The organism is Kocuria sp. CPCC 205235, assembly GCF_040980905.1.
Classification (GTDB): Bacteria; Actinomycetota; Actinomycetes; order Actinomycetales; family Micrococcaceae; genus Kocuria; species Kocuria carniphila.
Genome location: NZ_JAVKPR010000041.1, coordinates 1 through 12,965, shown reverse-complemented (window position 1 = coordinate 12,965; position 12,965 = coordinate 1). Strand labels below are relative to the sequence as shown.

The 12,965-nt window shown below is 62.5% G+C and carries 11 protein-coding genes; 8 read left to right on the top strand and 3 right to left on the bottom strand.

The features are described from left to right. Window positions 1-186 precede the first annotated feature (186 nt). Window positions 187-1,608, bottom strand: coding sequence for a glucose-6-phosphate dehydrogenase (locus RF638_RS15425; RefSeq protein ID WP_368842396.1), 1,422 nt, complete (start codon window positions 1,606-1,608; stop codon window positions 187-189). 83 nt (window positions 1,609-1,691) lie between these two features. Between RF638_RS15425 and RF638_RS15420 the strand changes: the two genes are divergently transcribed. From RF638_RS15420 to thpR, 6 genes are all read left to right on the top strand, one after another. Beyond that, a complete protein-coding gene (locus RF638_RS15420) occupies window positions 1,692-3,776 on the top strand; it encodes a glycoside hydrolase family 15 protein (RefSeq protein WP_368842395.1) in 2,085 nt (694 codons plus the stop codon). 121 nt (window positions 3,777-3,897) lie between these two features. Next, window positions 3,898-5,274: an L-serine ammonia-lyase gene (locus tag RF638_RS15415; RefSeq protein WP_368842394.1), complete on the top strand. Its 1,377-nt coding sequence runs from the start codon at window positions 3,898-3,900 to the stop codon at window positions 5,272-5,274. A 16-nt stretch (window positions 5,275-5,290) separates the two neighbouring features. Then, complete coding sequence (locus RF638_RS15410) at window positions 5,291-5,800, top strand: metallophosphoesterase (RefSeq protein WP_368842393.1); 510 nt, start codon at window positions 5,291-5,293, stop codon at window positions 5,798-5,800. A 94-nt stretch (window positions 5,801-5,894) separates the two neighbouring features. Beyond that, window positions 5,895-6,992 (top strand): ACR3 family arsenite efflux transporter, encoded by a 1,098-nt coding sequence (arsB, locus tag RF638_RS15405; RefSeq protein WP_368842392.1) that lies wholly within the window; start codon window positions 5,895-5,897, stop codon window positions 6,990-6,992. Between the two features lie 30 nt (window positions 6,993-7,022). Further along, entirely contained in the window at window positions 7,023-7,442 is a 420-nt protein-coding gene (locus RF638_RS15400; protein WP_368842391.1) for a low molecular weight phosphatase family protein, read from the top strand. Window positions 7,443-7,469: 27 nt separating this feature from the next. Beyond that, complete coding sequence (gene thpR / locus RF638_RS15395; RefSeq protein WP_368842390.1) at window positions 7,470-8,066, top strand: RNA 2',3'-cyclic phosphodiesterase; 597 nt, start codon at window positions 7,470-7,472, stop codon at window positions 8,064-8,066. Window positions 8,067-8,104: 38 nt separating this feature from the next. Here thpR and RF638_RS15390 read toward each other — a convergent pair whose 3' ends face one another. Beyond that, the gene (locus tag RF638_RS15390; RefSeq protein ID WP_368842389.1) at window positions 8,105-9,214 is read right to left on the bottom strand and encodes a VWA domain-containing protein; all 1,110 of its coding nucleotides are present in this window, start codon (window positions 9,212-9,214) and stop codon (window positions 8,105-8,107) included. A 479-nt stretch (window positions 9,215-9,693) separates the two neighbouring features. Between RF638_RS15390 and RF638_RS15385 the strand changes: the two genes are divergently transcribed. Both RF638_RS15385 and RF638_RS15380 read left to right on the top strand, forming a co-directional pair. Further along, window positions 9,694-10,941 carry an MFS transporter gene (locus RF638_RS15385; RefSeq protein ID WP_368842388.1) on the top strand — a complete coding sequence of 416 codons (1,248 nt, stop codon included), beginning with the start codon at window positions 9,694-9,696 and terminating at the stop codon, window positions 10,939-10,941. A 177-nt stretch (window positions 10,942-11,118) separates the two neighbouring features. Beyond that, complete coding sequence (locus RF638_RS15380) at window positions 11,119-11,922, top strand: hypothetical protein (RefSeq protein WP_368842387.1); 804 nt, start codon at window positions 11,119-11,121, stop codon at window positions 11,920-11,922. A 162-nt stretch (window positions 11,923-12,084) separates the two neighbouring features. Here the strand turns inward: RF638_RS15380 and RF638_RS15375 are convergent, their stop codons facing one another. Continuing rightward, window positions 12,085-12,843 (bottom strand): zinc-dependent alcohol dehydrogenase family protein, encoded by a 759-nt coding sequence (locus tag RF638_RS15375; RefSeq protein WP_368842386.1) that lies wholly within the window; start codon window positions 12,841-12,843, stop codon window positions 12,085-12,087. Between the last annotated feature and the right edge of the window lie 122 nt (window positions 12,844-12,965).

The window sequence follows — 12,965 nt, the reverse complement described above, 5'->3', positions numbered from 1 at the left end:
CGCATCATTGGCTATGCGCCCCGACCGATCGCGGCGTGAACACCCAGCACCACGCTCAAAGTTGAAGAGCCGGTAACGCCCAGGTGCGGAGCCGGGCGCAGAGTGATCGACGTAAAGTCCAGGAATCGGCCCGTTCCTGGTTACAAAGTCGATCAGATTGTAGGGGTGCGTGGGTACTGGGCGCTGCTACGGCAGCGGCACCGGGCCCTCGGAACCGGCGGGGTACTCGAGCAGGGGCGCGTCCGTGGCGTAGGCGTGCTTGATGAGGTCGATGATCCGCCAGCCCTCCTCGGTTGCATCCGCGCGCACGGTGAAGGTGGGGTCCCCGTCCAAGATCCACCGCATCACGGAGCCGTAGGCGGTGAGCCCCGGGGTGGGCGTGCCGCTGGACAGTGTCAACCGGTTCATGCCTCGTGAGTCATATGGGCTGCCCACGTTGAGTTCGATCTGCACGTTTTCGTCCTCGAATCCCACCGAGATGGCGTTGGGAGCCAGCGGGTGCGGCCAGCCTTCGTAGCCGTGCGGCGGTTGGCGGAAGGTCACGCGGATGTGCTGGACCGGATTGCCAATGGCCTTGCCCGAGCGCAACGTCACGGGCACGCCGTTCCACCGCCAGGTGTCTACCTCAAGGGTGACCTGCGCGAACGTTTCCGTCTCGCGCGAAGGATCCACGCCCTCCTCGGAGGTGTAATCGGGGAGCTCGTGAGCGTCCACCGTGCCCGCGGTGTACCGGCCGCGGACTACGGGCGTGATCTTGCGGTACTGGGGAGAACGAGTCGAAGAATCCTCACTCCACAAGCGCGCGGCACGGAGAATGTGCGCGGTGTTGGCCGGCACCTCCACGGGGTCGAAGCGGGAGGGCGGTTCCATCATGACCAACGCCATGACCTGCAGCAGGTGGGACTGGATCATGTCTTCCGCAGCACCCGTGGAATCGTAGAAACCGGCGCGGCCTTCCAACGCCAACGTTTCATCAAAGACGATCTCGATGGATTCCACGTGCTCGCGGCTCCACACCGGCTCGAACATGCGGTTGCCAAAGCGCAGGCCGCTCACGTCCAGCACGCCGGGCATGCCCAGGAAGTGGTCCACGCGGAAGGTGTGATCCTCGTCGACCAGCTCACCCACCAGTGCGTTGAGCTCACGCGCCGAGTCGAGGTCCGTGCCCACGGGCTTTTCGAGTGCGAGGCAGAGGTCGTCGGGCAAAGAGTCGAGGCTCTTCAAGGCCTCGCAGGCCTTGCGCGTGACGGCCGGTGCCAACGCGAAGTATAGGCAGACGGGCCCCTCCACGTCGTCGAGCAGTGCAGCCAGCTGATCTGCCTCGGCCACGTCGCACTCGATCCAGCGGGTAGAGTCCTTGACCCGCTCGACCGAAGGTCCGGTCGCACCCACGGAATCGAAAGCTTTGGCAACCGTTTGGGGCCAATCGGCGCCCCGAACGTCGTCGTCGGGTCCCAAGGGGCCTGGGAAGTCGTCGCGCGCGGAACCAATTACCGTGATCTCCCGGTCCGGCTGTTCGTTGAGCAGCGTGCCCAGTCCGGGAAGGAGAAGACGAGCGGTCAGGTCCCCGGAGGCACCCAGGATGACCAGTGTCCTGATGTTCTGCATACCTCTACGTTAGATCAGGCGTCTGAATCCTCGATGAGGCTCGCTTCCAGGCGTTTGCAGGGTGCTGATGATTGAATTCAGTCATGAGCACCCCTCTCGAGGAATACGCGCTACTGGCCGATCTCCACACCGGACCGTTGGTATCACGGGAGGGGAGTGTGGACTGGTTGTGCTTCCCGCGCTTTGACTCTCCGGCCGTGTTCTGTTCGATCCTGGGGGATGAGAGCAACGGGCGGTGGAAGCTCAGTGCTGTGGACGGGGAAGTGGTCTCACGGCGTTACGTCCCCCAAACATTCATCGTGGAGACGGAGTGGTGCACGCCCACGGGCAGAGCCGTGGTCACGGACTTCCTCCCGCCCAGCGATGACACCGCCAACCTGATCCGTCGCGTGAAGTGCCTGGAGGGCACCGTGAAGGTCGAGCACGACCTGCGCATGCGATTCGATTACGGCAGCGTTACGCCGTGGGTGCGTCGTGTGGACCTGGGCCCGGAGGACCACGCCGCGCAAGACGGCCCCACCGCGGACTTGGGTGATGACCCTTCGGATCCGCATCCGGTGGGTACCTCCGAGGATGTGGGTCGCCGGTCCGAAGACTCGGGTGAGGATCACGGAGCACGCAGCCATGCCGGCTCCTACAAGAAGTTCCGACAGAGAGTGCGCGAGGCGGCGTCGCAGTGCAGTTCACAGGTCACCGTGGACCGGGGGTTGCTGGCGGTGGCCGGTCCGGACGCGTTGCTGCTGACGGGCCCTTCCTTGGAGCCGTACGAGACCAGCGTGGATGGTACGACCAAGGAGCTCACCGACGGGGACACGCACGGACCCGACGCGGACATGTGCGCACCGGAGGAGGTGCAACGTGGCCACGGTGGACAATTCACTGTTCGCGAGGGCGAAGAGCTCGCCTGGGTCCTCACCTGGTGCCACGCCTATGAAAACCTCCCGGCCCCCGCGGACCCGCAGTCTGCCCAGCAGGCCACGGAGAAGTTCTGGCGCGAATGGGCCTCGGATGTTTCCTGGGACGGGGGTAGGGACTACGAATACGCCGTGGGCCGGTCCTTACTGGTGCTGCGTGCGCTCACCCACTCCAACACCGGGGGAATCGTGGCGGCCCCCACCGCGGGCCTGCCGGAGGACTTCGGTGGGGAACGCAACTGGGACTATCGGTACACGTGGCTGAGGGATGCCGCGCTGACCATTGAAGTGCTGGTCCAACACGGGCACACGGACGGTGCATTGTTGTGGCGTGACTGGCTGTTGCGCGCGGTGGCCGGGGACCCGGAGCAGCTGCAGATCATGTACGGCATTGACGGTCGCCGTAATCTCATGGAATACGAGCTGGACCATCTGACGGGCTACGAGAACTCCACCCCGGTGCGCGTGGGCAACGGGGCCGCGGGCCAATTCCAGGCGGATGTCACCGGTGAGGTGATGATGGCGCTTGCCGAGCTGCGTGCCGCGGGGATCGAGGAAAACGATTACTCGTGGGGTTTGCAGATGAACCTCATGAAGTACTGCGAGATTCACATGGAGGACCCGGATCACGGGATCTGGGAAATGCGCGGTGACAAGCACTTCTTCACCCACGGTCGGGTCATGATGTGGGCCACGTTCAACGAGGGAATCCGCGCCGCAGAGCAGTTCGGGCTGCAGGGAGACGTGGAGCGGTGGCGCCACCAGCGAGACCGTCTGCACGACGAGATCTGGGAGAAGGGCTACAACGAGGAACTCGGCATTTTCACCCAGACCTACGACAACACCGAGGTGGACGCCTCCCTCCTGCAGTTACCGCACACCGGGTTCATCGAACCGGACCACCCGGCCATGCTGCGCACAGTCGCGCGGATTGAAGAGGACCTGCAGGGCGATTACGGGCAGGTTTGGCGTTACCGTACCTCCGATTCCGGTGAGTCCATGGACGGCCTGGAAGGGCACGAATACCCGTTCGTGATCTGCACGTTCTGGCTGGTCGAACAGTACGCACGCTCCGGTCGCGTGGACGATGCACGGGAACTCATGGACACCACCGTGGGCTTCTCGTCCGACCTCGGCCTGCTGGCTGAAGAGTACGACGTCGCCCAGCACAGGATGGCGGGCAACTTCCCTCAGGCGTTCAGTCACCTGGGCTTGATTCGAGCGGCGGACGCGCTACGGGAGGCGCAAGGGTGAGGCCGTGCGCCTCCCTGACTACGACAGGTGTCTTGCTCACTATGTGAGACACGCGTAGCTTTGGCCCTACCCCGGCGGATCGAAGCAAGTCAGGGAAATTCGTGAATCTGGAGGTTGTCTCGTGGCGCTGAGCGCATTGGATCTGTTCTCGGTCGGTATCGGCCCGTCCTCATCACACACCGTGGGCCCCATGCGGGCCGCGCGGTTGTTCGTCGAGGGCCTCAAGGAGGACGGCCTGCTGGAATCCGTTGCGCGCGTGCACTCCCAGCTCTTCGGTTCCCTGGGTGCCACCGGTTGGGGTCACGGGTCGGACAAGGCAGTCATCCTGGGCCTGATGGGTGAGGATCCCGAGACCGTGGACACTGACTCTGCGGACGATCAGGTCCGTCAGGCCACCGACGATCAGAAGTTGATGCTGGGAGGCCGGCAGGAGATCGGTTTCGACCGCTCGCACGACGTGATCATGCACCGCCGCAAGTCCCTGCCTACCCACCCCAATGGCATGAGTTTCGAGGCCTACGACGCCGCCGGCGACCTGGTGCGCGAACGCGTCTGTTACTCGGTGGGTGGCGGTTTCGTGGTGGACGAATCAGCCTCCGGCTCGGACAAGATCGTCGCGGACACCACCCCCGTGAAGTACCCCTTCAACACCGGTGACGAGTTGCTCGCGGTCTGTGAGACCGAGGGACTGTCCATTGCCCAGGTCATGATCGCGAACGAAGAGTCCTGGCGTCCCGCCGAGGAGACCCGGGCTCAACTGCTGCACATCTGGGATGTGATGCAGGAGTGCGTGGAGAACGGGTGCACGCGCGAAGAGAAGACGCTGCCCGGAGGACTGAAAGTGCGGCGTCGTGCGCCGGAATTGCGACGTCGTTTGCGTGCGAAGGAAGCAGGCAACGACCCCATGCGCGGCATGGACTGGGTCAACCTGTGGGCGCTCGCGGTCAACGAGGAGAACGCGTCCGGCGGTCGCATCGTCACGGCACCGACCAACGGTGCGGCGGGCATCATCCCGGCGGTGCTGCACTTCTACACACGCTTCATGGAGGACGCCAACGATGACGGGGTGCTCAACTACCTGCTGACCGCCGCCGCGATCGGCATCATCATCAAGGAGAATGCGTCCATCTCCGGAGCGGAAGTTGGCTGTCAGGGCGAGGTCGGCTCGGCCTGTGCGATGGCCGCGGCCGGTCTCTGTGCCGTGATTGGCGGGACTCCGCGTCAGGTGGAGAACGCCGCGGAGCTGGGGATCGAACACAACCTGGGGCTGACGTGCGATCCCGTGGGCGGTCTGGTGCAGATCCCGTGCATCGAACGCAACGCGATTGCTAGCGTCAAGGCCATTAACTCGGCCCGGCTGTGCATGCACGGCGACGGCGAACACAAGGTTTCGTTCGATCAGGTCGTGAAAACCATGCGCGAGACCGGTGCGGACATGAAGGTCAAGTACAAGGAAACATCCCGCGGTGGCCTGGCGGTTAACGTGATCGAGTGCTGACCGAGACAATGAAACCGTGAGTACATCCATCCTTCTGATCGCCGACACCCACCTCCCCAAGCGCGCCAAGGCGCTTCCTGACCAGGTGTGGGACGAGGCCGATGCCGCAGATGTGGTGATCCACGCCGGGGACTGGGTGGATCTGGACACCTATGAAGCTCTCAAGAGCAGGTCCAAGCGGTTGATCGCTGTGTGGGGCAACAACGATGGTCCCGAGCTGCGCGAACGGATGCCCGAAACCATCCATTGGGAGATGGAGGGCCTGCGCTTCGCCATGACGCATGAATCCGGCGCATCGACCGGGCGCGAGAAACGCATGGACAAGCTCTTCCCGGACACCGACGTGCTGATCTTCGGCCACAGCCACATTCCGTGGGATTCGGTGTCTCCCGCTGGCATGCGGTTGCTCAATCCGGGGTCGCCTACCGACCGCCGTCGTCAACCACACTGCACCTACATGCGGGTCACCGCGGACGACGGCGCGCTCACTTCGGTCGAGCTCGTCAAGCTGCCGCCGCGCACCTAACCGCTCGAGTGCGCAGGGCCCCGGATTGATGTTTGTCTATACGAGCATTAGGCTCACGTATAGACAAACATCAATTTGAAGGGTTTCCCGCCTCATGAGCGACACCATCACAGACCGTCCCGCAACACAGCACGGGGTGGTCAAGGACATGTCCTTCTTGGACCGCTGGCTCCCCGTGTGGATCATCGCCGCCATGGTGCTGGGCTTATTGCTCGGGCGTCTGGTCCCCGGTCTGGATACCGCGCTCGAAGCCGTGAAGGTCGGGGAGGTCTCTCTCCCCATCGCGATCGGCTTGCTGGTCATGATGTACCCCGTGCTGGCCAAGGTCCGCTACAACGAAACTCATCGCGTGACCGGCGACCGCAAACTGCTGGGCCTTTCGCTGGTGCTGAACTGGCTCGTGGGCCCCGCATTGATGTTCGCGCTCGCCTGGATCTTCCTCCCGGACCTGCCCGAGTATCGCACCGGCCTGATTATCGTGGGCTTGGCTCGCTGTATCGCTATGGTGCTGATCTGGAACGACCTCGCCTGCGGTGACCGTGAGGCTGCCGCCGTCCTGGTGGCCATCAACTCGGTGTTCCAAGTCATCGCGTTCGGTCTCTTGGGTTGGTTCTACCTGCAGCTCTTGCCGTCCTGGCTGGGTCTGCCCACCACGAGCGCCGAGTTCAGCATGGGCGCCATCGTGTTGTCCGTTCTAGTGTTCCTGGGGATCCCGCTGCTGGCCGGCTTCCTCACGCGAACCTTCGGCGAACGGGCCAAGGGTCGTGACTGGTACGAGAACACGTTCCTTCCCAGGATCGGGCCGTTCGCCCTCTACGGCCTGTTGTTCACCATCGTGCTGCTGTTCGCGCTGCAGGGTGACGCCATCACGTCCAACCCGTGGGACGTCGCACGGATCGCACTGCCGTTGCTGGTCTACTTCTTCGTGATGTTCGGCATCGGTCTGTTGGCCTCCCGCGGCATGGGCCTGAACTACGCCAAGTCCACCACCGTGGCGTTCACTGCGGCGGGCAACAATTTCGAACTCGCCATCGCTGTAGCCATCGGCACGTTCGGGGTCACCTCGGGTCAGGCGCTCGCCGGTGTGGTGGGTCCGCTCATCGAGGTGCCCGTTCTGGTGGCACTGGTCTACGTCTCGCTGTGGGCCGGCCGCAAACTGTTCCCCGGAGACCGCACCGTTCCCACCCGCTGACACCCCAAAGAAACGGACTCAGGAGTCTCCATGACCCATCGCAAACCCTCCGTCTTGTTCGTGTGCGTCAAGAACGGCGGAAAGTCCCAGATGGCTGCGGCACTGATGGAACTCAAGGCCCGCGGCGCCGTCGACGTCTATTCGGCCGGTACCAAGCCCGGCAATGCTATTAACGCGCAGTCGGCGGAGGCCGTCGCCGAGGTGGGCGCGGACATGTCCGCCGGAACCCCCAAGGCCATTGATCCGGAGCTGTTGCGGCGGGTGGATCGCGTGGTGCTCATCGGTGGGGAAGCTCAGGTTGAACCGGTGGACGGCATGGTCGGGGCCATGGAAACCTGGCTCACGGATGAGCCGTCCGAGCGCGGTATCGAGGGCATGGAGCGCATGCGCTTGGTGCGTGACGACATCATTGACCGCGTGGAGAACCTCTTGGCGGAGCTCACCCAGTAGCCGACGTCCACCATTTAGGGTGGGTTCATGAGGCTGTTCGCCGCTGTTTATCCCACCCGCGCCGCACGCGAGCACTTGGTCAGTGCCTTGCGGGAGGTGCGCGACCTCACGGGCACAGCGCTACGCTGGGGTGATCCCGAGCAATGGCACGTCACGCTCGGCTTCTACGGTGACCAGCCCGAGGGTGCGGTGCCCGATCTCGAGGAGCATTTGAGCGGCGTCGCCCGGGAGAACGCGCCGTTGACCACGTGCTTGCGGGGAGCCGGGTCGTTTTCCGGAACCACGCTGTGGATGGGCCTGGGTGGGCAATCCGAGAACCTGGTCGATCTCATGCATGCGTGCTCGCTCAGCGTGGACGAACGCGCCCGGCAGCGGGCTCACCTCACGGTTGCCCGTATGTCCCGCGCCGAGCGCTCCCGCAAAGCTCGCGAACAACGACGCCGCTCGCGAACCATCGCACGTCCCTCACCAGAGTTGCCCCACGTGGTGCACGCGCTGTCCGTGTACAAGGGCCCCGAATGGCCCGTGAGCGAGATTCGATTGATGGCGTCCGTGCTTGGCGAAGGCCGGGGCGGCGGAGCACTGCATCATGAGGTCGCGCGGTTCCCGCTGTTGGGCAAATAGCCGCCCGAGCGGCGTCGGGATCGAACCGGGAGTGCCTATCAGATGCCGGTGAGCGCCTCGATGAACACGTCCTGGATGTCTTCGGGCCGCTCGGCGATGTGTGCGGAGCCCCCGGTGGCCTCGGAAATCTGCTTCAGGACGTCCTCATTGGCATCCGAGGATATCCCCACGGTAATGATGCGCACCGGGTTCTCCGGATCCTGCTCCTCCTCGAGTGCCTTCAGGAGGTTTTCCAGGCCGATGGAGCCCTCGTCAATGTCTTCACCATCGGTCAGGACGATCACGGTCTTGAGCGAGTCGGGAGCGTCGTCTTCCAGGGCCTGCCGGAAGGCGGCCAGCGTGGTGTCGTAAAGACCCGTGTAACTACCCTGCATGTACTGCAGGGCCGACTGGTTGGCGAGCAGGGCCTCACGATGGGTCACACCATTGTCTTCTGCACCGAGCTCTTCAACAGGTGCAATTTCCAGGTAATCCTTGGCACCGTCCAGGTGGCGGGAGAATACCCACAATCCCAGAGCGTCATGGTCGGGGAACATCTCGACGGCGGCCACTGCGGCACCGGCCGTCAGATTCATGCGGGTGGCACCGTTTGGCAGCGCTTGATAGCCCATTGATCCGGATACGTCGATCGCCACCAGAGAGTGGAAGGGCTTGGCCAACTGGGCCCACTGATCCAGAGATCGTTGCAGGGTGGTGTCATCCACGGCGGAGAATTCGGAATCGTCTTTACCGCCCGGCGTGCTGGCCACCAGCTGCGTATCGGGGTGCGCGGACTCCCACTCCTCCCATTCAGCGCGTGTCACCACGGTGTGGGTGGGGGCCGGGCCACCGGGTGCCGCCCCCGCAGCTGCTGCCGGCGGAGGTTCTACCTCAGGGGTGGCTGATTCGGACGGCTCTGCCGCCTGCTTCTCCGAGTTGTCTATGCGCTGGGGTGCGTCCACGACCGGGGTGATGTCGCCTTCATTGAGCGCACGGAGTTTGAAGGTCTGATCCAGCTCTTCTTCGACCTGGGGGTCTTCCTGCGCCTCGTGGAGTGCGCGGGCGATCAATGCCTTGGTGCCCTCGTCATCACGGGAACGGCCCAGTTCCACGGCCGGATCCGCCAGAACCTCGGTCCAATTGGCGGCCTGGGTCTCGGTGGGCCCCACGACCACCGGGGAGTTGCGGAGTTATTGTTCAGAAACGGTGGCGGCATCCCCGCGATCGCCCCGCGTCTCATCCTGGCCGCCCCATGGCAACAGGAACCCAATAGATGTCAGTACCAAGACCACTAAACCGGCCAAGAGTGCCCACAGCAGGGGCTTTCCTCGCAGACCCTTTGGGTCGGCTCGGTGAGCACCGTGTTCCCGCCTCGTCCCCGGCTCGGCCATCGTTTCCACCCCTGTCTAGAATGACCGCGATGGCAGCAGGTTCCCCACACTGCTTCCCATCCACGCGGTCCTTCCATGAAACCACGAGGATTATGCGGATCGGAAAACCAAAGTTAGCGATTGTAGGGATGTTGGTGGCAGATCAGTAAGGTGACTAATGCACTGACAAGGAATACTGATCAGAAACATATTGCCACGGTAAGAATACGGGCGTATAAGGTCCACAGAAGTGGGTACAGGAAATAAGGTGGGTATTAGTGGCTGATTCGCCCAGCGGGGCCAGGTCCAGCGCGTGGCTCTGGCTCCTGGTCGCGTGCGCGGTGCTCACGCAGTCCACCGTCAACCTGCTGCGCCCGGTCACCTCCTACAAGCTGCTCGCACTGCAGGCGGATTCCGTAACCATTGGTTTAACCACCGCCGCCTATGCTCTCGTGCCACTTTTTACCGCTGTGTGGCTCGGCCGGTACTCGGATCGTGCCCCGCAGTTGAAACTCCTGACCCTTGCCGGGGTGGGGCTGCTGGTTGCGGGCGGCTCGCTCTTGGCGGCGTCCTCTACGGTGTGGGCCATTGTTGCGGCCAGTGTGGTGCTGGGTATGGGGCATCTGTGTTTCACGATTGGGGGACAGGCCGCTATCGCCCGCTATGCCGCGGATCGGGACCTGGATAAGGGGTTCGGGTGGTTCACCGCAGCCTTTTCCGCCGGGCAAATGATTGGGCCGGCGTTGGGCGGTTGGTTAGTGGGCCAGAGCACCGGGGTCGAGTCCGCCGAGCGATTAGCTGACGTCAACCAAGCGATGTGGATCGGCACCGCGCTGTCGCTTTTCGCCGTGCCGTTGTTGATCTTCCGTTTTAAAGCACCGCGGTCGACGACGTCGCGCCCCGGCCAACCTCGCCCCGGCCAAGTCGGCCAGGTTTCAGCGGAAAAGCCCACGGTAGTCGGTGTGCTCAAGGTTCCCCGCGTGGGATCGCACATGCTTGCGGCACTGTCCCTGCTGGCCATGATGGACATTCTCACCGCGTTTCTCCCGGTCATCGGCGAAGAAGCGGGCGTTGCACCCGCCGTGGTCGGGTTGTTGCTGGGTGTTAGAGGATTGGCCTCCATTGCCTCGCGAATACTTCTTCCGTGGTTGTCCATGCGATTTTCCCGGCGTTCGCTCTTGTTGACGTGTTTATTCGGGGCGGGAATTACTCTGATTATTCCGCCGCTATTCATTCAGCATTTCTGGATAGCGGCCGCATTGCTGGCCGTCGGAGGGTTCTTGCTGGGTTTGGGCCAACCGCTGACGATGACCATGATCACCACATCCGTGCCGTCCAACTGGCGCGGTTCCGCACTGGCTGTTCGGCTCACGGGCAATCGTCTCGGACAGGTGGTGCTCCCGCTGCTCGCCGGTGTTTTTGCCGCGCCGCTGGGGCCCGCCGCTGCCGTGTGGATGTGCTGTGGGGTGCTGCTGATCAGCGGGGCCGAAAAAGCGTGGGGCGATAAACGTTCTGGCCGGTCCTGAACGGCATGCGTGTTGTTGCGTTGAGAGCCCGGTGTTACTTATTCTTTAATCAGCGCGAACAGCATTGGGGAGTTTCGCGTTTCTCGTGGCAGTGGACTTCTGTTCGCGTGTGTTCCTCCAGTGTCCTGCTCATCAGACGCTCACACGGCTACCCATGTTCCCCGGGGAGAGATTTTCATGACAACTGAGAACGTTGAACGTCAAGAACGCGGGTTGTCCCGCCGCACGCTGGCCAAGGGCGCTGCGTGGAGTGTCCCCGTGATCGCTGCTGCGGCATCCGCGCCGGCTTATGCGGTGTCCCCCACATGTAAGGGACTTTGCTACAAGGCCGAATTCACGTCAGCCGACCAAGGAAAACTGGCGAGTGAGGTCGTCTTGACCGGTACGCCCGTGATGCCCGGCTGCAACCAGCCTCCCATCACGGTCTCCATGACCCTAAATATGGGTGGCACTGCGGGGGGAGCGAGTTCCAAGACTGTTGGACCAGCGACTAACAAATACAGTTCTGCCTTCAATGGAAAGATTGGTTACCAGGGGGAGCAGAATGATTATGCTGCTTCATCCCCTTATAAAATTGGAGGCCTGAGCCCCACCGATCCTGGGTTGGTTCTGAATATTGGTTACAATACAACCACCACGGTGACATTCAATTTTTCGGAGCCCGTAAGCTCGGCAAGTCTTGAAATATTTGATATTACTCGAAGCAATAATACGAACACTAATTATCGCTATACCGACACGGTCACTATTAACCAGCCGTGGACGATGAGCGGAGATATGTCATATGCCAACCGGACCAGTGGGGCAGCCGGGGAGACCTTCTCTCGCACTACTAAGTACAACACTACGCCGATCGTCAGAAACGTGATGACCACAAGAGCGACTTCCCCGTTCTCGTCATTGACTTTCACGTATTCTGCTCCGGTGTCTTACGGATGGCAGTTCATTGCCATCGACGAACTGACATTCTGCCGACCTTAGCTATTTTTAGTCATTCTTCTTAGTGGCCCGCCGCTCTCCGCGGCGGGCCACTGCTGCAGGACTCTCAATTCTTAATCCGCGAACCTCCGGTCTGTGGAGCCCGAAGCCTCTTCAACCGTCCCAAACCAATCCGCTCAGACGGTTTCGATAGCGGATCCAAGATCAGCGAGGCACCGTGAGGACCACTTTGCCTACCTGGTTTCCTGCTTCAAGGTAGCGGTGAGCTTCGACAATGTCACCGAACTCGAAAGTGGTATCGATGACCGGCCGCAATGTTCCATCGGTCAGGCCACGAAGCACGAATTCAATAGCATCCTGTCGGCGGTTGTCATCTCGGGTGATCTCGAAGAGCTCGTATCCGCGGATGGTCAAGTGTTTTCCGAGCACCCCCAGGACAGGCAGGGGCGTTGGGTCGGGTGCCAATGCCCCGTAGACGATGATCATGGCATGAGGGGCGGCCGCAGCGACTAGATCCGCGAACCCTGGCCCAGCAACAGGATCGAAAACTACCTGGGCGCCTTGCCCGTCAGTGAGATCGCGGACCTGAGCTACCACGTCCTCTTCTGAGGTGGAGATCACGGCTGCAGCGCCAGCGTCGAGTAATTGCTGGCGTTTGGCACTGGTACGGGTCAAAGCCACGGGTTGGGCTCCTGCCATGCGAGCAATCTGAATGGCTGCCAGCCCCACGCTGCTTGAGGCTGCCGGGATGAGGACGGTGTCTCCGGGTTGCACCTTGGCAAGGTCGATCAGTGCGCCGTAGGCGGTGATGAAATTCATCCACACGGCGGCCGCTTCTTCCCAGGACAGGTTCTCAGGGTGCTTGACGACTGCGGTTGCTGGGGCGATTACCAGCTCCCCATGGACGCCGTAGTCAGTCATCGCGAAGCTGGGAACCACACTGACTGCATCGCCAATGGTCAATCCCGATACGTTTGGCCCGACAGATTCAACTTCGCCTGATGCCTCATATCCGGCCCTTCACAAATGAGCATGGGTAGCGGGGTGCGCGGGGACGTTCCGGAGCGCGTGTTGTGAGGCCTGGG